This is a genomic window from Frateuria sp. sgz306004, assembly GCF_057750885.1.
Genome location: NZ_JBYLFE010000004.1, coordinates 492,086 through 511,673, shown reverse-complemented (window position 1 = coordinate 511,673; position 19,588 = coordinate 492,086). Strand labels below are relative to the sequence as shown.

The 19,588-nt window shown below is 62.0% G+C and carries 20 protein-coding genes and 1 other RNA gene; 11 read left to right on the top strand and 10 right to left on the bottom strand.

Annotated elements, in window-relative coordinates; all coding sequences use genetic code 11:
* The coding region (locus AC3G2C_RS11395; RefSeq protein WP_488384719.1) for an IS3 family transposase at positions 1 to 643 on the top strand (643 nt) is incomplete at its 5' end.
* A 70-nt stretch (positions 644 to 713) separates the two neighbouring features.
* Here the strand turns inward: AC3G2C_RS11395 and arsC are convergent.
* Positions 714 to 1,139: an arsenate reductase (glutaredoxin) gene (gene arsC, locus AC3G2C_RS11390; protein WP_488384718.1), complete on the bottom strand. Its 426-nt coding sequence runs from the start codon at positions 1,137 to 1,139 to the stop codon at positions 714 to 716.
* Between the two features lie 2 nt (positions 1,140 to 1,141).
* Positions 1,142 to 1,945 carry an arsenical resistance protein ArsH gene (gene arsH / locus AC3G2C_RS11385; protein WP_488384717.1) on the bottom strand — a complete coding sequence of 268 codons (804 nt, stop codon included), beginning with the start codon at positions 1,943 to 1,945 and terminating at the stop codon, positions 1,142 to 1,144.
* A 95-nt stretch (positions 1,946 to 2,040) separates the two neighbouring features.
* Between arsH and AC3G2C_RS11380 the strand changes: the two genes are divergently transcribed.
* The 4 genes from AC3G2C_RS11380 to AC3G2C_RS11365 all read left to right on the top strand — a co-directional run bounded on the left by AC3G2C_RS11380 (position 2,041) and on the right by AC3G2C_RS11365 (position 4,591).
* A complete protein-coding gene (locus tag AC3G2C_RS11380) occupies positions 2,041 to 2,559 on the top strand; it encodes an arsenate reductase ArsC (protein WP_488384716.1) in 519 nt (172 codons plus the stop codon).
* Complete coding sequence (gene arsB, locus AC3G2C_RS11375) at positions 2,556 to 3,635, top strand: ACR3 family arsenite efflux transporter (protein WP_488384715.1); 1,080 nt, start codon at positions 2,556 to 2,558, stop codon at positions 3,633 to 3,635. Before AC3G2C_RS11380 ends, arsB begins: the two co-directional genes overlap by 4 nt.
* A gap of 11 nt (positions 3,636 to 3,646) precedes the next feature.
* On the top strand, positions 3,647 to 4,162 hold the full coding sequence (locus tag AC3G2C_RS11370) for an arsenate reductase ArsC (protein ID WP_488384714.1): 516 nt from the start codon (positions 3,647 to 3,649) through the stop codon (positions 4,160 to 4,162).
* Positions 4,163 to 4,234: 72 nt separating this feature from the next.
* Positions 4,235 to 4,591 carry an ArsR/SmtB family transcription factor gene (locus tag AC3G2C_RS11365; RefSeq protein ID WP_488384713.1) on the top strand — a complete coding sequence of 119 codons (357 nt, stop codon included), beginning with the start codon at positions 4,235 to 4,237 and terminating at the stop codon, positions 4,589 to 4,591.
* Positions 4,592 to 5,063: 472 nt separating this feature from the next.
* On the opposite strand, the gene AC3G2C_RS11360 is transcribed toward AC3G2C_RS11365, so the two are convergent.
* Positions 5,064 to 5,999 carry an alpha/beta fold hydrolase gene (locus AC3G2C_RS11360; RefSeq protein ID WP_488384712.1) on the bottom strand — a complete coding sequence of 312 codons (936 nt, stop codon included), beginning with the start codon at positions 5,997 to 5,999 and terminating at the stop codon, positions 5,064 to 5,066.
* 653 nt (positions 6,000 to 6,652) lie between these two features.
* Between AC3G2C_RS11360 and AC3G2C_RS11355 the strand changes: the two genes are divergently transcribed.
* Positions 6,653 to 7,564, top strand: coding sequence for an RHS repeat-associated core domain-containing protein (locus tag AC3G2C_RS11355; RefSeq protein ID WP_488384711.1), 912 nt, complete (start codon positions 6,653 to 6,655; stop codon positions 7,562 to 7,564).
* A 1,304-nt stretch (positions 7,565 to 8,868) separates the two neighbouring features.
* Here AC3G2C_RS11355 and AC3G2C_RS11350 read toward each other — a convergent pair.
* The 3 genes from AC3G2C_RS11350 to ssrA all read right to left on the bottom strand — a co-directional run bounded on the left by AC3G2C_RS11350 (position 8,869) and on the right by ssrA (position 11,510).
* A complete protein-coding gene (locus tag AC3G2C_RS11350) occupies positions 8,869 to 9,627 on the bottom strand; it encodes a hypothetical protein (protein ID WP_488384710.1) in 759 nt (252 codons plus the stop codon).
* Positions 9,628 to 9,774: 147 nt separating this feature from the next.
* The gene (locus AC3G2C_RS11345) at positions 9,775 to 10,995 is read right to left on the bottom strand and encodes a tyrosine-type recombinase/integrase (protein ID WP_488384709.1); all 1,221 of its coding nucleotides are present in this window, start codon (positions 10,993 to 10,995) and stop codon (positions 9,775 to 9,777) included.
* Between the two features lie 163 nt (positions 10,996 to 11,158).
* Positions 11,159 to 11,510: a transfer-messenger RNA gene (ssrA, locus tag AC3G2C_RS11340) on the bottom strand.
* A gap of 107 nt (positions 11,511 to 11,617) precedes the next feature.
* On the opposite strand from ssrA, the gene AC3G2C_RS11335 reads away from it, so the two are divergent.
* Entirely contained in the window at positions 11,618 to 12,121 is a 504-nt protein-coding gene (locus tag AC3G2C_RS11335) for a GNAT family N-acetyltransferase (RefSeq protein ID WP_488384708.1), read from the top strand.
* A gap of 436 nt (positions 12,122 to 12,557) precedes the next feature.
* On the opposite strand, the gene smpB is transcribed toward AC3G2C_RS11335, so the two are convergent.
* Positions 12,558 to 13,043, bottom strand: coding sequence for an SsrA-binding protein SmpB (smpB, locus tag AC3G2C_RS11330; protein ID WP_488384707.1), 486 nt, complete (start codon positions 13,041 to 13,043; stop codon positions 12,558 to 12,560).
* A gap of 82 nt (positions 13,044 to 13,125) precedes the next feature.
* On the opposite strand from smpB, the gene AC3G2C_RS11325 reads away from it, so the two are divergent.
* Both AC3G2C_RS11325 and AC3G2C_RS11320 read left to right on the top strand, forming a co-directional pair.
* Positions 13,126 to 13,557 (top strand): type II toxin-antitoxin system RatA family toxin, encoded by a 432-nt coding sequence (locus tag AC3G2C_RS11325; protein WP_488384706.1) that lies wholly within the window; start codon positions 13,126 to 13,128, stop codon positions 13,555 to 13,557.
* Positions 13,550 to 13,831, top strand: coding sequence for an RnfH family protein (locus AC3G2C_RS11320; RefSeq protein WP_488384705.1), 282 nt, complete (start codon positions 13,550 to 13,552; stop codon positions 13,829 to 13,831). Before AC3G2C_RS11325 ends, AC3G2C_RS11320 begins: the two co-directional genes overlap by 8 nt.
* A 20-nt stretch (positions 13,832 to 13,851) precedes the next feature.
* On the opposite strand, the gene AC3G2C_RS11315 is transcribed toward AC3G2C_RS11320, so the two are convergent.
* A complete protein-coding gene (locus tag AC3G2C_RS11315) occupies positions 13,852 to 14,298 on the bottom strand; it encodes an outer membrane protein assembly factor BamE (protein WP_488384704.1) in 447 nt (148 codons plus the stop codon).
* Positions 14,299 to 14,374: 76 nt separating this feature from the next.
* On the opposite strand from AC3G2C_RS11315, the gene fur reads away from it, so the two are divergent.
* The gene (gene fur, locus AC3G2C_RS11310) at positions 14,375 to 14,791 is read left to right on the top strand and encodes a ferric iron uptake transcriptional regulator (RefSeq protein WP_488384703.1); all 417 of its coding nucleotides are present in this window, start codon (positions 14,375 to 14,377) and stop codon (positions 14,789 to 14,791) included.
* A gap of 392 nt (positions 14,792 to 15,183) precedes the next feature.
* Here fur and AC3G2C_RS11305 read toward each other — a convergent pair whose 3' ends face one another.
* Entirely contained in the window at positions 15,184 to 16,779 is a 1,596-nt protein-coding gene (locus tag AC3G2C_RS11305; protein ID WP_488384702.1) for an MASE1 domain-containing sensor histidine kinase, read from the bottom strand.
* 249 nt (positions 16,780 to 17,028) lie between these two features.
* On the opposite strand from AC3G2C_RS11305, the gene AC3G2C_RS11300 reads away from it, so the two are divergent.
* Positions 17,029 to 17,664 (top strand): response regulator, encoded by a 636-nt coding sequence (locus tag AC3G2C_RS11300; protein WP_488384701.1) that lies wholly within the window; start codon positions 17,029 to 17,031, stop codon positions 17,662 to 17,664.
* Between the two features lie 98 nt (positions 17,665 to 17,762).
* Here AC3G2C_RS11300 and recN read toward each other — a convergent pair whose 3' ends face one another.
* On the bottom strand, positions 17,763 to 19,433 hold the full coding sequence (gene recN, locus AC3G2C_RS11295) for a DNA repair protein RecN (protein WP_488384700.1): 1,671 nt from the start codon (positions 19,431 to 19,433) through the stop codon (positions 17,763 to 17,765).
* Positions 19,434 to 19,588: the final 155 nt, after the last annotated feature.

The following is a 19,588-nucleotide window of genomic DNA, read 5'->3' as shown; positions in this document are numbered from 1 at the left end:
GATGCGCCGGCTTGGCTTGCGCGGCGTGATGCGCGGCAAGGTCATACGTACGACGATCAGCGACAGCAAGGCACCGTGTCCGCTGGACAAGGTCAATCGACAGTTCCGGGCCGAGCGCCCGAACCAGCTCTGGGTCACGGATTTCACCTATGTATCGACCTGGCAGGGCTGGCTTTACGTGGCCTTCGTCATCGATGTGTTCGCCCGCCGGATCGTAGGCTGGCGGGTCAGCGCGTCGATGCGAACCGACTTCGTGCTGGATGCTCTGGAACAAGCGCTCTACGCGCGTCAGCCCGAGCGCGACAGCAGACTGATCCATCATTCGGACAGGGGCTCGCAATACGTCAGTATTCGATACAGCGAACGCCTGGCCGAGGCTGGCATCGAGCCATCCGTGGGCAGCAAGGGCGACAGCTATGACAATGCCCTAGCCGAGACCATCAACGGACTCTACAAGGCCGAATTGATTCATCGTCGTGCGCCATGGAAGACCAGGGAAGCGGTGGAACTGGCTACCCTCGAATGGGTGTCCTGGTTCAATCACCACCGCCTGCTCGAACCCATCGGCTATATCCCGCCGGCTGAGGCCGAGGCAAACTACTACCGGCAACTCACCAATCAAGCCACAGCAGTGGTGGCCTGACTTAAACCAAACAGCCTCCACGAAACACGGGGCGATTCAGAATGTCCATTGGGTTCGGGCGCTTCAATCTTTAGCGAAGGCAAACCCGCTTGCCCGCACCATCAATCACAACCTCACCATCCTCTTTGACGAACGGCGTCGTCACCAGGGGAAGAATATCCAGCACCACTTCAGACGGTCGGCACAGTCGCGTACCCATGGGCGTCACCACAAAGGGGCGATTGATGAGTATGGGGTGGGCGAGCATGGCGTCGATGATGACTTGATCGGTAACGCCGGGGTTGCCGAGGCCGAGTTCGGAGAATGGTGTTCCCTTTTCGCGCAGGGCTTCACGCGGGCGGAGCATGGCTTCGTCGATCAGCGTGATCAACTCTTCTCGCGTCGGCGGCGTTTTCAGGTACTCGATAACCGTTGGTTCGATACCGGCGTGGCGTATCAACGCCAGCGTGTTGCGCGAGGTGCCGCACTCGGGGTTGTGGTAGATCGTTACCTTCATACTCAGCACGCTCCGCTGGCGCAGCAGCTACGGGTGGTTGCCGGCGCCTGCGCGTTGCTTTGGGCGACAGGCGCTGCCTCTTGAGCAGCTTCCACTACCCGCGCGGCGGCCGCCAGTGCGCGCGCCTCGGCGGCGCCTTTGCGTTCGCTGTAGCGGTCGACCAGATAATCGCTGCGGTCGCGCACCATCAAGGTGAACTTGAATAGCTCTTCCATCACGTCGACAACGCGATCGTAGAAGGGCGAAGGTTTCATGCGGCCGTTGTCGTCGAACTCTTGCCATGCCTTGGCAACGGACGATTGATTGGGGATGGTCACCATGCGCATCCAGCGCCCAAGCACGCGCAGCGCGTTGACGACATTGAACGACTGGGAGCCGCCACAAACCTGCATAACCGCCAGCGTGCGCCCTTGTGTTGGCCGCACACTGCCTTCTTCCAGGGGCAGCCAATCGATTTGGTTTTTGAACACACCGGTGACGGCGCCGTGACGTTCGGGGCTCACCCACACTTGGCCTTCCGACCATAGCGACAGTTGGCGCAACTCCCGCACCTTGGGGTGGCTTGCGGGCACGCTATCGAGCATGGGCAAGTCGTGCGGGTCGAACACGCGTGTTTCCGCGCCGAACTGCTGGAGTATCCGCTCGGCCTCCAGGGCCAGCTTGCGGCTGAAGGATTGCGGCCGCAGCGAGCCGTACAGAATGAGTATTCGCGGCGCATGGCTGGAACCCTCGGGCAACGCAAGCTTTTGCAGGCTGGGCTTGTCGAGCACGTCGGCCGTGATATGGGGTAGGTCATGCAGCGTCATGGCGGGTTTTCAAGCCGGTTGCGTAGATGTAATGATTCTATCATTATGGAAATATAGAATTACAACCATCGCAGTCAACCCGGATACACGGCGCCATGCATCCTTGTCGCGTTCTTTTTATCTGCACGGGCAATTCGGCCCGCAGCATTCTTTCCGAAGCCACGCTCAACTACCTGGGTAAGGGGCGGTTCGAGGCCTACAGTGCCGGCAGCAAGCCGACCGGGCAGGTGAACCCTTATGCTCTGGAAGAGTTGGCGATAGCGGGCATGCCTATCGATGGGCTGAGCAGCAAGTCGTGGGATCGTTTCGTGGGCGATGGCGCGCCGCCGCTGGATATCGTGATTACGGTGTGCGATAGCGCCGCTAGTGAGCCCTGTCCGGTGCTGTTTGGTGACTTCGTGCGGTCGCACTGGGGCCTGCCGGACCCCGCCGCGGTGAAAGGCGACCCCGCCGCCATCCATGAGGCCTTTCGCAAGGCCCACATGCTCATTACCTATCGCTTGATGGCGCTGTTGAATCTGCCGGTGGAGTCGATGAGCCCCAGCGAGTTGCAGCAGGCGCTTGATGGCATCGGTGCGCTCACGGGTGAAGACGACAACGAGGATGCCGCATGAACGACGCGACCACGGCCGATGCCGCAGCACCCGCGCAGGCGGCCCGCATCGGCTTTTTTGAGCGCTACCTCACCTTGTGGGTGGCGCTGTGCATCGTGGCCGGTACGTTGCTTGGTCACGCGATGCCGGGCACGTTCGAGGCGCTGGGCCACATGGAGGTCGCCAAGGTCAACCTGCCGGTGGCAGGCCTGATCTGGCTGATGATTATTCCCATGCTGCTCAAGATCGACTTTGGCGCGATGGCGGGCGTGCGAAAGCAATGGAAGGGCATCGGCGTTACGCTGTTCATCAACTGGGCAGTGAAGCCTTTCTCCATGGCCTTGCTTGGTTGGCTCTTTATTCGCCACGTGTTCGCGGCCTGGCTGCCGGCCGATCAACTCGACTCTTACGTGGCGGGCCTGATTCTGCTCGCTGCGGCGCCATGCACGGCCATGGTGTTTGTGTGGAGCAACCTGTGCGGTGGCGAACCGACGTTTACCCTCAGCCAGGTGGCCGTGAACGACGCCATCATGGTGGTGGCGTTTGCCCCGATTGTGGGGTTGCTGCTGGGCATATCGGCGATCACGGTGCCGTGGAACACGCTGATGCTGTCGGTGGTGCTCTATATCGTGGTGCCGGTGTTGATCAGCGTTGTGCTGCGGCGTTGGGTGCTGGCGCGCGGCGGCCAGGCGGCGCTGCAACGCCTGCTGGGTCAGTTGGGGCCGATTTCGCTGGGCGCGCTTTTGCTTACGCTGGTGTTGCTGTTTGGTTTTCAGGGGCAGCAGATTCTGGCTCAGCCACTGATTATCGCGATGCTCGCCGTGCCGATTCTGATCCAGGTGTATTTCAATGCGGGCCTGGCCTACGTGCTGAATCGCAGGCTCGGCGTGCCGCATTGCGTTGCCGCGCCTTCGGCGCTTATCGGCGCCAGCAATTTCTTTGAGCTGGCCGTGGCGACGGCTGTGGGTTTGTTTGGCGTGCACTCGGGGGCCGCCTTGGCCACGGTGGTCGGCGTTCTGATTGAAGTACCGGTGATGTTGTCGGTGGTTCGCATCGTTACCGTGAGCAAGCACTGGTACGAAACCCGTACAGCCTGATCGGAGGCGCCATGCAAGGTCACTACAACGTTCTGTTCGTATGCACGGGCAATTCGGCGCGAAGTCTGCTGGCCGAGGCGATTACGAACCATGTTGGGCAGGGCCGGTTCCACGGCTACAGCGCGGGAAGCCAGCCCAAGGGCTTCGTTTATCCGCAGACACGGGATGTGCTTCGCGCAGTTGATCTGCCCACGGAGTCGCTACGCAGCAAGGGTTGGGAGGAGTTCACTCGCCCGGGCGCTCCGGTCATGGATTTCGTCATTACCGTGTGCGACCAGGTTGCCGGCGAAGTATGTCCGGCATGGCCCGGCGCCCCTATCACGGCACACTGGAACATTCCTGACCCGGCCAAGGTCACGGGGGAGCCGGAGGTGACGTACAAGGCCTTTGTGCTCGCGCGCAATCTGCTCCAACAACGCATAAGCCTGCTGATGAATCTTCGCATGGAGGCACTCGACCGCCTGGCCATCACCAGCCAGTTGGCAGCGATCGGGCAGGCCGTAGCGCCCCCAAGCATGCCCCTTTGAATAGGCCTGACCCACGTATCTCCGGGCATTCCTTTACACTGCGCGGGACCAAGCGACGTACTCATTTCTTCCATGCAGACCAAACAGGCCATTACCGTTCTCTCCGCGCTCGCCCAAGAGTCGCGTTTGGCTGTGTATCGCCTGCTGGTTGAACACGCCCCCGATGGTTTGGCCGCAAGCGCCATTGCCGAGCGATTGGGGTTGGCCAACGCCACGTTGTCTTTCCACTTGAAAGAGTTGGTGCACGCTGACCTGATCACCAGCCGGCAAGACGGCAGGTTCATCTACTACTCGCCCGTTCTTGAGGTGATGAACGATCTGGTGGGGTTCCTTACCGAAAACTGCTGCTGCGCCACAGGCAAAGCCTGCACTCCGTCCCCCAAGCCCAAAACATTGGCCGCCACGCGTCCACGAAAACGCACGGCGTGATCGGGGCGCTAGGGAAGGTTCGATAAGCTGCATGGTGCTCGTCATTCCTGCGCAGGCAGGAAGCGTTTCTCAACAGCCGACGGGCCGGTCATCCAGCGACTTGACGCTCAACGATTCACAGACAGCCGGTAAGCAGGCCTTAGGCTGTCTAAAAGCACATCCTGCTCTCGCACCCTTTTGGGGGTTCGCTGGGATGACCATCAAGGTGTGAGCATCCCCAGCGCGAGCGCCTTCGGATAACGCATGCCGCTCACAGCAAAACGCCCAGCGATGTCTCGCCGGGCGTTTTGTTTTGCGGGTGAGGGTGGGGCAGGTGAGCCACGGTGCCGCGGCCATGGGGCTCGTAGTACGTCCTACGTGACCCATCGTCGCATCGCGCCCCATCAAATGGCGGTATGCGCGGTGGTTCAGTCGCTGAGGCAACGGAACCATCAGGTATCGATGCGAGGCCCAACCTTTGTCGGTATGCCGCCTACTTGGCTTTGGCAGGTTCCAGCGACTTGCCGTCGATGAAGCGACGGATGGCAGGAATAGTGATATTGGGGGCCTCCTCCATCAACCAGTGGCCGGCGTTGGGTACCACCAGTTCCGTCACGTTAGTGGCGGCATTGCGCATGACGACAGCCTCGTTGGCGCCGAAGGATTTCTCACCGCCGATGGCGAGTACCGGCATGGTGAGCTTGGTTGTCATGGCGGCTTTGTTGTCTTCGGCGTCTTTCCTTATGGCGCGAAACTGCGCGAATGCGTCGTGCATGGCGCCGGGACGAGCATAGAGCTCGGCATAGTGTTGGCGAGTGGCTTCGTCCACCTTGGTGGGGTCGCCAGCGAACTCGTTCCAGAAGCGATCGAGGTAGATGCGCTCACGGCCAGCGACAAGGCGCTCCATATCGGGGCCGCCGAAATCGAAATGCCAAAGGGCGGGCAGGCGCACGATTTGATCCCACGGCGGAATGCCAGGTACGGGAGCATCCATGACCACCAAGCGATCCGTTTTGTCGGGGTAGCGCGTGGCATAGGCATACGCCACCATGGTGCCAATGTCATGCCCAACCACCGCCGCGTGGTCGATATGTAGCTGGGTAAGCACGCTGCGAATATCCGCCGCTTGGGTCCGCTTGTCGTACCCGTCTTCAGGGTGGGAGGACAAACCCATGCCTCGCAGGTCGGGCACCACGACGGTGTGGTTGCGCGCGAGGTCGGCAGCTAGGGGCGCCCACATGTCGCCGGTGTCACCAAAGCCATGCAGCAGCACGACGGCCGGGCCTTTGCCGCCCACGCGAACATGGATCGTCGCGCCATCGGTTTGAATATCCTGGACGCGAAAGGAGGAAGGAAAGGGTTGAACGCCGGCCACAGCGATGGCGCTGAAGCCTGCAAGCAGGCACGCCAGGAGAAACGAGCGAATCATGGTTATGACTCCCTGCAAGGGTGAAAAATGGAGTGAAGCCCCTGGAGCAAATGGGCGGCGACGGCCCTTTTCATCGCGTAGTTCAATGCAGCAGCCGTCATGTGCGCGTGATCGAGACATGGTCGTGCGCGCGTCATACCGTGCCTGGTGGCAAGGCGAAGTGGTCCGGCGCGTCGGGAAGTGACGTGGTGCTGGCAGGCACCAGGCTAAGGCTTGCGCCCATACTCAGCACAACCTTGTGGTTCGAGCACGACATATCGTTGCTCCAGAGGGTGGATGGCTGACGCCGGGCGGCGCCGCTGGAGAGACATTGCGCTATCGCCAGGGCGATGACTTACCAGTTGCGCGATGGACACGTGCGATTTCGTCGAACGTCTTAGGGCAGCGGCGCGTGTGGGTGGCCTCGTGCCAAGTGGCGGGCGCCCTGGCCGCGAGGAACGGCGATGCCAAGCGCATTTGCCGAGCAGGCTGCTTGGCTCAGCGCCGCCCGGCGGGGCTTACCTCACCGTGGATAGGCTTGCGACATAAAAGCGCCTCAGTAAGGCGTAACCATTGAACCCGGAGTTGGCGCATCAGTTCCCAACCTCCACCACCGACTGGAGGGATGAGCCCATGAAGCGTTGCAATCTGTTGAAGGGTGCTTTGATCAACGCTTGCGCAAGACGGTGAGCGGTACGAGCACGTACTTCGCGCCGAGTGAAGCAGGAGCACTTCTCGCAGAAAACCCCGGCGCCTGGACGGACTACGTGTGGCTCAATGGACGCTTGATTGGGCGTATCACTGGGGGGCAATTCCAGTCGATCCACGATGATCAAGTGGGGCGCCCCGAAGCCATCACCGACGGCGGTGGCATGTTGGTATGGCGGGCGAAGAACTTCGCATTTGATCGCACGGTGACGGTAACCAACACGGTGCCGCTCAATCTAGGCTTCCCCGGCCAGTATTACGACGCAGAATCGGGGCTGTGGAACAACGGGTTTCGTGACTACAGTCCAGCCCTTGGGCGGTATGTAGAAAGTGATCCCTTGGGGCAGGCGGCTGGTGTGAATACATATGCCTATGTGCTGGGCAACCCACTGAGCGGAGTCGATCCTAAAGGGTTGGCAGTGGGCACTTTCGGGGTGAGCGGCGTCCTAGCAAATTTGACAGGTCTCACTCCCGGGGTCGGTTACTATATTGACAGCTATGGAAACTATGGGACGTACAAGACCTTTGGTGGCGGCTTCTCAACGCTTGGGAACCTAAGCTTAGGCATAAGCGCTTCTTATTTTGGATCGACAGGTCATGGCGACCCGGTGAGTTACGAGGATTTTGTAGGCGCCTTCCTAAACGCAAGTGCTGGTGGAAATGCTGATGGCCTGGGCGGGTCCATTGACGCATATATTGATCCGCTGAACCCCAGTCACTTTGGCGTCGGAGGCACACTTAGCGTCGGGCGCCCTGGCATCTCTGCTACCGCTGGTGCAACCAATACAGAGGTATGCCCGGGCGGAAACGTTAAGGTCGACATCATGTCCGCCATCTCAAACAGAATAAACATGATGATGATGGGTGCACCTTGGTAGGAGGGCCGATGTTTTCCCCTATTCGATTTGTCTTCACAACCATAATTCTCGCCGGGTCCGTGCTTTTGATTAGCATCCCTGGGACTAGAATTGTGCGATTTTTCGTACTGACCGACGAGTTTCGGGTCGATGGTTCGCGCCTCGTTTGTGAGCAACCGCGAAACAATAGATGTGTCATGCACTACACGATAGATCGCCCCGGAATTGGTGCTGATGACTTCGTGCCTTTCGGCGAGCAATTCAGTTTCTACCCGTTGGAGAGTGGCCTTTCATTCAAAAAGAATCGGCGCGGGTTCACATACGAACTGAATGGTCGGACTGAGCGCTGGCCGGCGCTCTGGGAGCAACTGAGGATGCTAGCGCTCGGCTCCCTTGGGCTGCTGGTTTGGTACGCCATAGGAGGGCTCGGTGTTCTCAGGAGCTGGTTGAATCTCGCCTCAACTAGCCGGGTCAAACGCTCAATATAAAGCCTTGGAGTACATTGACTCTGAATTGCGCACCGAAGGCCCACCCGCAAACAAAAAGCCCGGCGATTGCTCGCCGGGCTTTTTGCTTTATTGGGGTGGGCTCTATTTAATTGACCGCCAAGATCCTTATGGAGCAAGGCTTTTAAAGCTGCGCCAGTTCAAAATGCCCCCAAAAATGCCCCCGGTGAATGCTGGCTGATTTAGGTATATTGCGCCGAGTGTGCATAGGGTGTATGCCGACCGGGGTTGACCGGTAGATTCGCGGGGGAGTTTCAGTGGCACTAATCAAATGCCCGGACTGTAGTGCGGACATCAGTGATGTTGCGCCTACGTGTATTCGATGCGGGCGTCCGCTGAGAAGCGACGGATCGTCGGGGATCAGCGGTGAACTACCGAATATGCACGCCACACAGCGGCGGGCCACCTCGCAAGCGCGATCAAGTAAGGAATTGTCGGGAGGCTTTGTTGTTTTGGTATTCGTGGCACTGGGCTTCTGGCTTTATCACCATACCGCTCCGTCTGACAGCCCCGCCCAGTCGCAACATGCGGCGACTCAGCAAGAGTCATTTGAATCGATACGCGGTAGCCGCCTAAGTGCATACGAAGCTGCCACAAACGAGATCCAAAAATCGGCCATTTTTAACGAGGCCTGTTCGTTGCTGACTTGCCGACAATCTGTGAAAGACGGAGATAGCCGGTTTCTGGCAGAGCATGCATTGCGGTGTCTTCCTGTGCATTTGTGTACAGGACGCAATGTTGGGGATGGCGGCAAGATCAAAGAATTGCCTGAAATCCTCCCGAAGCGGAGATTTGGCTACATGCGGCGTTGACGTCTTCTCAGGGTGCTAGTTTGGCTACCACGGAAGCGTCAATTTCCCCACCATACAGGCAGCGGGTGATGGCAGCGACCTGCTCACGTAGGGGCAAGTTGTACCTACTTCGAAAGTGCCTAGTCATCACATGCACGAAGAACTCCCTACCTGCTCCGATAGAGTCCGGCCTGTATACGTCAGGTTTCGTCCTGCTCCAGGCTTTGGCCCCTTCCTCCAGTGACGTCAACACGTTTGCTTCCTTTCCAAGGAAAACTTTCGACGAGATTGCGCCTAGGAACAGCGCGTCGCAGTTATCGCTACCAGGAAGCTTTCCAAGCTTCGCCTTGGCATCGTCAAGAAGATATTTTTCGAAGTCTTCATTGCTGCCAGATTGGAGTGCGTTTGATAGAGGGGTGGTTAGCGCTTGCCTAATCTGCATGGGCACTCCGCCGACCTCATCGAGAGCAAAAATTGCATCACGCAGTTGTGCGGATAGCTTTGCAATTTTTGCTCCGCGTTTCTTTCTTTCACTACTCGAGACGGCGACCAGTGCAGGCGCCCCCCGAAACCCAAGGGCAGCCGCATTGAGCAATGAAAAGCAATCGCCATCAGTGGAAGGCTCTTTGTCCTTGCTCCTGCGGCGATTAATGGCTTTCCATACAGTTGAGCAGTCTTTGTCGAAAATTATTCGGCGTGAAACCTGCTCGCACTCGCTTTCCCCAGGGGGGGGCTTTCGCGGGCCGTAGAAGGTCGCTCTGCAACAAGTGCTTGCCGATTTGGCCATAGGCTAAATACTCCTCCCAAGCCCAATCCGGCACCCATTTTGGTTTGCTATCCACGCGTGTGCCCTCGCACCTTTAAGAGTAGCCATACCGACCGGGAAAAGTGCCAAGTGTTGGAATCATTGCCCTAAGTATGGCAATTCCGGCTTTCATCTGGCCTTTCGCGTGATTGCCACCACGTTGCTTCCGGCCTTCAGTGTGTCCAAATAATCCGCCCATGCGTTCATCATCTTGCAGCGTTCTGCAAGGTGCGCGGTGCGGTTATATGCCCGGCCATTTGGGTCCTTGACCGCATGTGCCAGCTGGTGCTCGATGTAGTCGGGACGAAAATGCAGTACCTCATCCAGCACTGTACGTGCCATTGCGCGGAAGCCGTGTCCACTCATTTCATCGGTTCCATAGCCCATGCGGCGTAAGGCCGATAAGACAGCGTTGTTGCTCATCGGGCGTTGCGGACTTCGCGCGCTGGGGAAGACAAAGCGACCACGCCCAGTCAGTGCGTGCAGCTCGCGCAGGATCGCAACGGCTTGCGGTGCCAGCGGGACTAGATGAGGCTCTCGCATTTTCATCTTCTCGGCTGGAATGTTCCATTGACCGCCATCTAGATCAAATTCCGCCCATTCGGCTCGCCGCAACTCGCCCGGGCGTACGAATAGCATGGGGGCCAGTCGCAACGCGCATTTCGTCACCAGCGAGCCCTGATATGCGTCCATCGCGCGCAACAGGCCACCAATTGCGCCTGGTTCTGTGATGGCGGCGAGATGCGTTTGTTTGACTGGGGGGAGGGCACCCTTTAGGTCCGCAACTGGGTTGCGTTCCGCACGGCCAGTGGCGATGGCGTAGCGCAATATTTGTCCGCAATTTTGCAGTACGCGGTGGGCGGACTCGACCGCACCTCGGTCGACGATCCGGTTGACGGTCGCCAGCAGTTCTTTTGCGGTTATGTCCGCAATCGGTCTGTCCCCTAGCCACGGAAATACATCATTCTCCAACCGCAGCATGACCCGGCTGGCGTGCAGCTCCACCCACGTTGCTGATTGCTTTGCGTGCCATTCGCGCGCTACGACTTCAAAGCTGTTGGCGGCACGTTCCTCGCCAGCCGCTTTGGCAGCTTTGCGCTGCTCAGAGGGATCGATTCCTGCCGCCAGCAACTTTCGTGCTGCATCGCGTTTGTCGCGGGCGTCTTTTAGCCCGGTATCTGGATACGACCCCAGAGCTAGTCGTTTCTCTTTGCCCCCGTGGCGATACTTCAGGCGCCAGAGTTTTCCCCCAGCAGGCGAAACTTCGAGGTACAGGCCACCACCATCAAAAAGCCGCCGTGGCTTGTCGGCAGGTTTTGCCGAGCGGATCGCCGTATCACTCAAGGGCATGGGGGCATCGCCTATGCGATAGAAGGGGCATGCCCCCGATCATGCCCCCGTCTGGGGGCAGATTTCAACGCATGCGGTTGGACGCTATTGGACACAAAAAAGGCCGGAACCGTTGCTATAGCTAGGGTTTCCGGCCTTCGTTGTACGTCGTTGGACGCTGTATTGGTGGAGGTGGGCGGAGTCGAACCGCCGTCCGAAGGCGTTTGACGCCCGGTACTACATGCTTAGCTCACCGTTAGATCTCGTCCCGCGACAGCACAGTGTGCAAAGCGCATCGAAGGACCAGCCTGCTTGATTTAACCCTTACCGACAGGCGGCAGCTTTGGGCGATCTCGTGATAATGACCCTACATCCACGAGCACGAGCACAAGTGGGTTCGGGGCTAGGCCTTAAGCGGCCAGAGCGTAGTTGTCGTCGTTGGCAACTATAAGTTTGCGGCTGGATTAACGAGGAAAGCTGCCCCCTCGGCATGCACCAAGCCATCTCACTACCCCCGTCGAAGCCAGGACACCCCCGGGGAAAGCTGAAGCTGGTCAGGCAGTATATGGAGGCCGGTGGCCTTTCTACAAGGCCGCGCGTCAAAGGTAAGGTGTGCGCGGTCCACCAACGGAACGGATGAGCCATGGTGCGGATACGTCAGGCGGGTGTGCCCGATGCGGGCGTGATGACCGAGTTGCGTTGTGCGTTTCTGGAGGAGGAGCTGGGGCATACCCTGCCCGATGGCTTTGCCGACCAGCTACGCAGCTGGATCGAGGAGGCCGCGCTGGATGGCCGCCTGTTGTTCTGGCTGGCCGAGTTGGAGGGGCGGGTGGCCGGCTGCGTGGCGGTGAACCCGTACCCGCATATGCCCTCGACCTACTTCCCATCGGGCGTGGGTTGGTATTTGCTCAATATGTACGTGAAGCCGGCCTATCGACGGCAGGGCGTGGCGAGTGCCTTGCTCACGGCGGTGGGCGCGTCGGCGCGCGAGTACGGCGTGGATGCGGTGAACCTCCATGCAACGGCCATGGCGCATGACTTGTACGAGCGCTTCGGCTTTATCACCTCGGTGGATGCCATGAACTTGTCGCTGGCGGTGCGCGAGGCGGTACCGGCGCAACGGGTGGCGGCGGGTGAGGGCGGGTGAGGGCTGGGCTGAGTGTTTCTGGCCGCTGATGGGTAGGTTGTCGGGCGCGGAGGTCGCTGGATCCCCGCGTTCGCGGGGATGACGATCAAAGGAGTTCGCGGCGTATTTGAGCGTGGCCGTCAACGGCGCAAGCGGTGCGTTCGCGGCGATGGCGGTCCAAAAGGGCCAGTGGTGTGTTTGCGGGACGGCGGCCAGAGGCCCAGGCGATGCGACCGCGGGGATGACGATCGACGGCGCGCGGCGTGTTCGCGGGATAGCCGTCAACGGCACAGGCGAGGCCCTCGTGCCGGAGGATGGCCCAAAGCGCAGGCGGCGCGTTCGCGTGACGGGAGGGGCGAACACGTGGCCGGCTTGTTTGTGCCGATGGCCGCTGCGGGCGCGGCGGCATGTGCGTAGCGAGGGTGGCGTGCGCAGGGTAGGCCGCTGAGGTGTGACCTCAGCGGTTGTGCGCGCGCATGGTGCGCTGCTTCTCGCGCTGCCAGTCGCGTTCCTTTTCGGTTTCGCGCTTGTCGTGGGCTTGCTTGCCCTTGGCCAGGCCAATTTCCACCTTCACCTTGTTGCCTTTCCAGTACATGGCCATGGGGATGAGGGTGTAGCCCTTGCGTTCGACGGCGCCGATGAGGGTGTCGATCTCCTCTCGGTGCAGCAGCAGCTTGCGCGTGCGGCGGTCGTTGGCGATCACATGGGTGGAGGCGCTGATCAGCGGCGGGATGGATGTGCCCACCAGCTGGATTTCGTTGCGAATCACCATGGCGTAGCTGTCGCCAAAGTTGATGCGCCCGGCGCGCAGCGATTTGACCTCCCAGCCTTGCAGCTCGATGCCGGCCTCGAAGCGCTGGTCGATGTGGTACTCGTGGCGCGCGCGCTTGTTGAGCGCGATGGTGCCGCCAGCTTGTTTGTCTTTGTCCTTAGGCTTGGCCATGTCCGTTAAACTTCGGGCTGTTTGCCCTGATGAGGGTTCGGCCAACGGGGCCGTTACCCAGAGATTTTGAGAAGAGGCTGAAGTGATCGAGATCCGCCGCAGCGCCCTGGTGCGATATTCGCCGGCCCAGATGTTCGACCTCGTCAATGAGGTTGAAGCATACCCAAAGCGTTTCCCTTGGTGTGTCGCCGCGCAAGTTCTGGAGCGAAGCGATGATGTGCTGGTGGCCCGGCTGGATCTCAAGTACGCCGGGTTCCGCCAGAGCTTTACTACCCGCAATACCACGGTGCGTCCGCAGCGCCTGCACATGAGCCTGGTGGATGGCCCGTTCCGCAGCCTGGATGGGCTGTGGGAGTTCATCGCGCTGGGCGACGCTGGCTGCAAGATCAGTTTTGCGCTGGATTTCGATTACGCCGGCAAGCTGGGCGGCACGGCACTCAAGCTGGGCTTCCAGGGGCTGGCGGGCCGCATGGTGGACGATTTCTGCCGCGAGGCGGAGCGTGCCTATGGCTGAGTCCATCACGGTGGAGGTGGTGTACGCCGAGCCCGCGGGGCAAGTGGTTCGCCGTGTGTCGTTGCCGGCGGGCAGCACGGTGATGCAGGCGGTGGAGGCTTCGGGCGTGCTGCAAGCCGTGCCCGGGCTGACCATCGACCCGTCGCGGCTGGGCATTTTTTCCCGTAAGGCGACGCCGGATCAGGTGTTGGCGGAGGGCGACCGGGTGGAAATCTACCGGCCGCTTACACTGGACCCCAAGGAAGCTCGCCGGCGTCGCGCCCACGAAGGCTGACGCCGGCCAGTGGCGAAGGCTTAGTGGCCTTCGTCGCCGCTGCCGTCCTTCTTCTCGGGCGTGCCGCTGGTGTTCTTGTCACCCTGGGTTTCGTCCACCGGGTAGCTGGCGTGGTACTTCTTGGTGTCCTTGACCAGCTGCTGGGCGTCTTCGGCAAAGAAGTCGCCCTCGGTGCGCACCAGCACGTCGTTGTTGAAGGTGAGCTTGAGGCTGCGGACCTTGATGGGGCCGCCGCGATGCTGCTGGGTGGACACGTAGTTCCACTCGTTCTGATTGAACGGCGAGTTCACCGAGGGCGAACCCATGAGAACCAGCACCTGGCGCTTGGTCATGCCGGGCTGCAGCTGATCCACGTTCTTCTTGTCGAGCAGGTTGCCCTGCTGCACGTCGGGGGTATAGATGAGGCGGCAGCTGGCCAGCGAGAGGGCCAACATGGCAAAACCCAGCGTGCGAATCAGCTTGTGCATGCGTGTTGCGTCCGGATCGTAAAGGTGTCGGATGATACACTAACGGCCTTGTGGCGCCGTGTGCGTGGAGCTTGATATGGAACAGGAAACCAAAGAACTGCGCAAAGCCGGGCTGAAAGTCACCCACCCCCGTATGCGTATCCTGCAGATCTTCGAGGATGAAGAGGCGCACCACCTCACCGCCGAAGATATCTACAAGCGCCTGCTGGCCGACCAGGAAGACATCGGCCTGGCCACGGTGTACCGCGTGCTGACCCAGTTCGAGGCCGCCGGTATCGTCGTCAAGCACAATTTCGAGGGCGGCCAGGCCGTCTACGAGCTGGACCGCGGCAAGCATCATGACCACATGATCGATGTGGACAGCGGAAAGGTCATTGAGTTCGTGAGCGAGGAGATCGAGCGTCTCCAGCACGAAATCGCCGCCCGCCACGGCTACGTCATCGAAGATCACAGCCTGGTGCTGTACGTGCGCCCCAAGAAGGGCGGCAAATAAGCCATTACGCCCGTAGGGGCGACCAGGGCCGGTAGCGCCAAGCGCTGCCGGCCTTTTTGTTTGCTTGGCAGGAGGGTGCGATGCCGAGAGCCCGTGGTACCCAGGGATGCGACACCGAGGTTGGCGAGCGCGCAAAAAAAAAGCCGCGGGAGGACTCCTGTCCGCCCTGCGGCTGATCCGTTACCGGATGGCTCCATGAATAGGCGAGTTGCTCGCGCTACCCGGTACACCACCGATTCCGGCGGAACGGCATCCTGCCGTTCTTCATGCCCACCGTCCCCACGGTTGGCATGGCTCACCATCTTGCGATGGTGGCTCCCCCACATCGATGGATTGAGACTAACGAAGCCTTCACAGCCCGGCTATTGGAAAATTTCCTATGTAACCGTTGTTCATGAGCGCGCCGGATCGGCGACGTTCGTGCTGCTTCGCAGCAAAATGCGCAAATGCACGCCCTGGGCCTCGGGGCGTACGCGGAACAGACCGCCCAGCGAGGTCACCCGATCGCGCATGCCTTGCATGCCGCGGCCGCCCCGAGGAATGCGGGCCGGCAGGCCGATGCCGTTGTCGCGGATGTCCAGCAGGGCCAAGGCCGTGCCCTGGCGCTCGCCGATGCGCAGACGCAGCTGGAACAGGTCGGCGTGGGCGTGTTTGACGGCATTGGTGGCGCTTTCCTGCACCAGACGGTAGATCACGGTGCGGGTGTCGTCGTCGAGCAGGCGGGGGTCGCCGTGCAGGTCGGTGCGGTAGGCCACCCCGGCGGCGGAGAGCAGGTCGCGAATGGGGCCTTCGTCCAGGGCGCGCAAGAGGCCGAATTCGTCGAGCACGGCGGGGCGCAGGTCGTCCAGCAGGCGGTGCAGGGCGCGGCGCATGTGGCCAAGGATGGTGTTGATGGACACCCCAATGTCGTCCATGCCGGCCTGTGCCAGTCGGGATTGGGCCAGCTTGAGGTGGGTCTGGATGGCGGTAAGGTTTTGGCCCAGCTCGTCGTGCAGTTCGGCGGCCATGTGGCGGCGCTGGTTTTCCTCGGTTTGCAGGTTGCCGCGGGCGGCGTCGCGCAATTGGCGAGCAAGGTGGTCCAGGCGGCGGTTCACGGCGGCCAAGTACACGTTCTGCTCGGCCACGCGCTCGCTGCTACGACGCAGGGCGTCAGTGGCCGAGCCCAGCATCAATGCGCCAGTGCCCGCCACGGCTAGGAACAGTTCACCGGCGGCGCCGGGCGCGCCGTGGCCGGCGTAATGGTCCACCAGGGTCATGCCCATGCTGGAGATGAGCATGGCCAGGCTGGCGCCGCGCCAACCGTGGCGGAAGGCGAAGTACAGCACCGGTGCCAGCGACAGCACGCGGGCGAACTGCGGTTGCGGCGCGGCATGGGAGGACAACACCAGCAGAATCGCCATGGAGGGCAATAGCACCAGCAAGCCATCCATGAGCAGGCGCCCCAGTGCACTGCGGTTGAGTCGAGCGCGCAGCAGCATGATCAGCAGGGGCACCACCAGCAGCACGCCCACGTAGTTGCCGAGCAGATCCTGGCCCAGCGCTTGCACCATCATGTCGGGGCTGGGGCTGGCGTGGATCAGGGCCAGCAAAACGGCGTCGGTGGCCGTGGTGGCGGCGACGGTGAAGGCCGCGGACAACAGCAGGCGGGCGACGTCTTCGGGGTCGCGCAGGCTGGCGTGCAGGTTGGTGCGACGCATAAGCGTGAGGCAGATGGCCACCACCACCGGCTCGGGCAGCTCGCCCAGAATGAAGCCGCTCCAGCCCATCGGAAAGCCGTGTACCAGTGCGATCAGCCCGGTGGCGGCGAACTCCGCACCCAGCAGCCATGGCCACATGCGCCACGGCGCCAGCAGCAGAGCGCCAAAGCGCAGGCCATAGGGCAGCATCCAGTACGGTTGCTCGGTGGGCCAGAGCAAAAGCCAGAGCAGGAAGTAGGCTGCGCCAAGCAGCATGTCGGCGCCAGGGAGCGCAAAGGTCTTCGATCGCATGCGCGGGATGTTACATGGCAGACCCGGCGCGGCAGGAGGTGCCCGGGTCCGTTCGGCACGCGCGTGGCGGCCGCGGCCTAACGTGTGCGGCTAAAGGGAGCAGATGGCTCTCTCGTGTGGCGTATGGGTTGCGCGTTCACTCACTGGGGGTGCGTGGCACGGTGCGCTCTGTGAACATCGCGGCATCCGAGGCAAAGGGCCGCCAAAATCCCTATGCGGCCCCTGTCGGGACTGCTATACATACAGCCCATGTACAGCATTGTTCTGGTCGATGACCATGCCATCGTCCGCGAGGGGTTCAAGCGGCTGATCGAACTGGAACCGGATCTGGAGGTGGTTGCGGAGTGCCGCAGCGCCGACGATGCGGTGGAGGCGGTTGGCTCGCGGCGGCCCGATCTCGTGGCCCTCGATCTCTCGCTGCCCGACGGCAGCGGGCTGCCGTTGATTGAGCACCTGCGCAGCGTGGCGCCGGATACCCGCATTGTGGTGCTGAGCATGCACGACGGGGAGCCTTACGTGTCCGAGGCGTTGCGCCGTGGCGCCAGCGGTTACGTGACCAAGGGCGTGGCGCCGGAAGAACTGGTGGCCGGCCTGCGCACGGTGATGCAGGGCGAGTGTTTCTTAAGCTCGGATTTGCGCAAGCGCCGCGCCGAGCGGCCCAATGAATCGCGCGACCCCATCCATCGCCTGACGGCACGCGAGCGCGAGGTGTTTCTGCTGCTCGCCGCCGGCCGCGCGCCCAAGCAGGTGGCGGGCGAACTGGGGATCGGCCAGAAGACCGTCTACATCCACCGCGCCAGCCTGATGGGCAAGCTGGGCGCCGGTTCGGAACTGGATCTCTACCGCATGGCGGCCGAACGCGGCCTGTTGCCCCAGCGCGGCTGAGCCTGGCGGTCACTACGTAGCCCCGTCATGGGGCTGGCTGTTGTCGTGACGCGCGCGCACCACGCGATGCGCCCGTCAGGCGCATCGCGTGGGTTGGCTCAAACCTGCGCCCGCTCCAGCATTTGCTTGGCGTGTGCGCGGGTTTCGCGGGTGATTTCCACGCCGCCCAGCATGCGTGCCAGTTCGTCGCGGCGGCCGTTGGCATCCAGCTTTTCGATGCGGGTGCGGGTGGATTCGCCATCGCTGGCCTTGCTCACGCGCAGATGCGCGTGGCCTTGCGCGGCCACCTGGGGCAGGTGGGTGACACACAGCACCTGACGCTGGCCGCCCAGGGCGCGCAGCTTCTGGCCGACCACTTCGGCCACGGCGCCGCCGATGCCGGTGTCCACTTCGTCGAACACCATGGTGCCGATGGTGTCCTTGCCCAGCGTGGCCACTTCGATGGCCAGGCTGATGCGCGCCAGTTCACCACCGGACGCCACCTTGCGCAGGGCGCGCGGTGGCTGGCCGGGGTTGGCGCTGACCAGCAGCTCGCAACGCTCGCGGCCTTGCGGGTCGGGCTCGCCATCGGCGGTGGCTTCCAGCTCCACCACCAGGCGGCCGCCGCTCATGCCCAGTTCGCTCATCAGTGCGCTTACCTCGCCGCCGAGGCGGCCGGCGGCGTCTTGGCGGGCGCTGCTGAGCTTGCTGGCCTGTTCGTCGTAGTGCTGTTGCAGGCGGTTGCGCTGGCTGGCGAGTTTCTCCAGTGCATCGCCGGCGCCTTCGAGTTCGTCGAGCTCGGCGCGCAGCGTGCCGGCCTTGTCGTGCAGTTCGGCCACTGTCACGCGGTGGCGGCGCGAGAGTTCGTGCAGGCGGGTGAGATGGGTGTCCACCTCGGCGTAGCGGTCCGGGTCCAGGTCGACGTCCAGCGCGTAGCGGCCCAGGCCGTCGGCGGCTTCGCTGAGCTGGATGGAGGCATTGTCCAGCAGCTCCAGCATGGGCGCGAGGCGGTCATCGAGCGCGGCCAGCTTGCTCATTTCCAGTTGGGCGCGGCCCAGCGCGCGGCGCAGGGCGAATTCGCTCTCGCCATCGAGCAGTTCGACCACGTTGCCTGCGCCTTCGGCCAGGCGACCGGCGTTGGCGAGGCGCTTGTGGTTGGCTTCCAGTTCGGTGAGCTCGGCGGCGGGCAGGGCCCATTTTTCCAGCTCGGCCAATTCGTGGCTGAGCAATTCGATGCGCTGCTCGCGATCGTCGCCGCCGCTGAGCTTGCGGATGCGCTGGCCCAGGTCACGCCATTGCTGCGCCAGTTCGCGCACCTGGGCAACCAGCGCCTCGTTGCCGGCGTAGGCGTCAAGCAGCTCCATCTGGTGGGCGCGTGACAGCAGGGCCTGATGCTCGTGCTGGCCGTGGATCTCCACCAGCAGCGTGGCCAGTTCGCCGAGCTGGCTGGCGTTGGCCGGGCGCCCGTTGATCCAGGCGCGCGAGCTGCCCTCGGCGCGGATCACGCGACGCAGCTGGCAGCTGTCCTCCTCGTCCAGCTCCTCGCGTTGCAGCCAGGCGCGGGCCTCGGGCAGGTGGGTCAGGTCGAACTCGGCGGTGAGCTCGGCGCGGTCGCTGCCGGCGCGCACCATGCCGCTGTCGGCGCGGGCGCCGGCCAGCAGCATGAGGGCGTCGACCAGCAGGGACTTGCCGGCGCCGGTTTCGCCGCTGACCACGGTGAGCCCGGGGCCGAAAGCGATCTCGGCTTCTTCGACGACGGCGAAATGACGAACGTAGAGCGAGGTGAGCATGGGCGCTGGTGTGGTGAAGTCGGGCGATTGTAAGGGGCGGGGGCTAGGGGACGGATAGAGGGGAGTCTCCCGGGGCGGTTTGAACCCGCTCCCCGACGCCCTCCCCCAGGCCGTTTCCAGACGGTTTCTTGCAAACTTTTTCCCGAGACCTTATT

Excerpts from the sequence above, each read along its gene's own strand:
- arsC (WP_488384718.1), bottom strand. The coding sequence starts at position 1,139 with ATGAAGGTAACGATCTACCACAACCCCGAGTGCGGCACCTCGCGCAAC.
- arsH (WP_488384717.1), bottom strand. The coding sequence starts at position 1,945 with ATGACGCTGCATGACCTACCCCATATCACGGCCGACGTGCTCGACAAG.
- AC3G2C_RS11380 (WP_488384716.1), top strand. The coding sequence starts at position 2,041 with ATGCATCCTTGTCGCGTTCTTTTTATCTGCACGGGCAATTCGGCCCGC.
- arsB (WP_488384715.1), top strand. The coding sequence starts at position 2,556 with ATGAACGACGCGACCACGGCCGATGCCGCAGCACCCGCGCAGGCGGCC.
- AC3G2C_RS11370 (WP_488384714.1), top strand. The coding sequence starts at position 3,647 with ATGCAAGGTCACTACAACGTTCTGTTCGTATGCACGGGCAATTCGGCG.
- AC3G2C_RS11365 (WP_488384713.1), top strand. The coding sequence starts at position 4,235 with ATGCAGACCAAACAGGCCATTACCGTTCTCTCCGCGCTCGCCCAAGAG.
- AC3G2C_RS11360 (WP_488384712.1), bottom strand. The coding sequence starts at position 5,999 with ATGATTCGCTCGTTTCTCCTGGCGTGCCTGCTTGCAGGCTTCAGCGCC.
- AC3G2C_RS11350 (WP_488384710.1), bottom strand. The coding sequence starts at position 9,627 with ATGGCCAAATCGGCAAGCACTTGTTGCAGAGCGACCTTCTACGGCCCG.
- AC3G2C_RS11345 (WP_488384709.1), bottom strand. The coding sequence starts at position 10,995 with ATGCCCTTGAGTGATACGGCGATCCGCTCGGCAAAACCTGCCGACAAG.
- AC3G2C_RS11335 (WP_488384708.1), top strand. The coding sequence starts at position 11,618 with ATGGTGCGGATACGTCAGGCGGGTGTGCCCGATGCGGGCGTGATGACC.
- smpB (WP_488384707.1), bottom strand. The coding sequence starts at position 13,043 with ATGGCCAAGCCTAAGGACAAAGACAAACAAGCTGGCGGCACCATCGCG.
- AC3G2C_RS11320 (WP_488384705.1), top strand. The coding sequence starts at position 13,550 with ATGGCTGAGTCCATCACGGTGGAGGTGGTGTACGCCGAGCCCGCGGGG.
- AC3G2C_RS11315 (WP_488384704.1), bottom strand. The coding sequence starts at position 14,298 with ATGCACAAGCTGATTCGCACGCTGGGTTTTGCCATGTTGGCCCTCTCG.
- fur (WP_488384703.1), top strand. The coding sequence starts at position 14,375 with ATGGAACAGGAAACCAAAGAACTGCGCAAAGCCGGGCTGAAAGTCACC.
- AC3G2C_RS11305 (WP_488384702.1), bottom strand. The coding sequence starts at position 16,779 with ATGCGATCGAAGACCTTTGCGCTCCCTGGCGCCGACATGCTGCTTGGC.
- AC3G2C_RS11300 (WP_488384701.1), top strand. The coding sequence starts at position 17,029 with ATGTACAGCATTGTTCTGGTCGATGACCATGCCATCGTCCGCGAGGGG.
- recN (WP_488384700.1), bottom strand. The coding sequence starts at position 19,433 with ATGCTCACCTCGCTCTACGTTCGTCATTTCGCCGTCGTCGAAGAAGCC.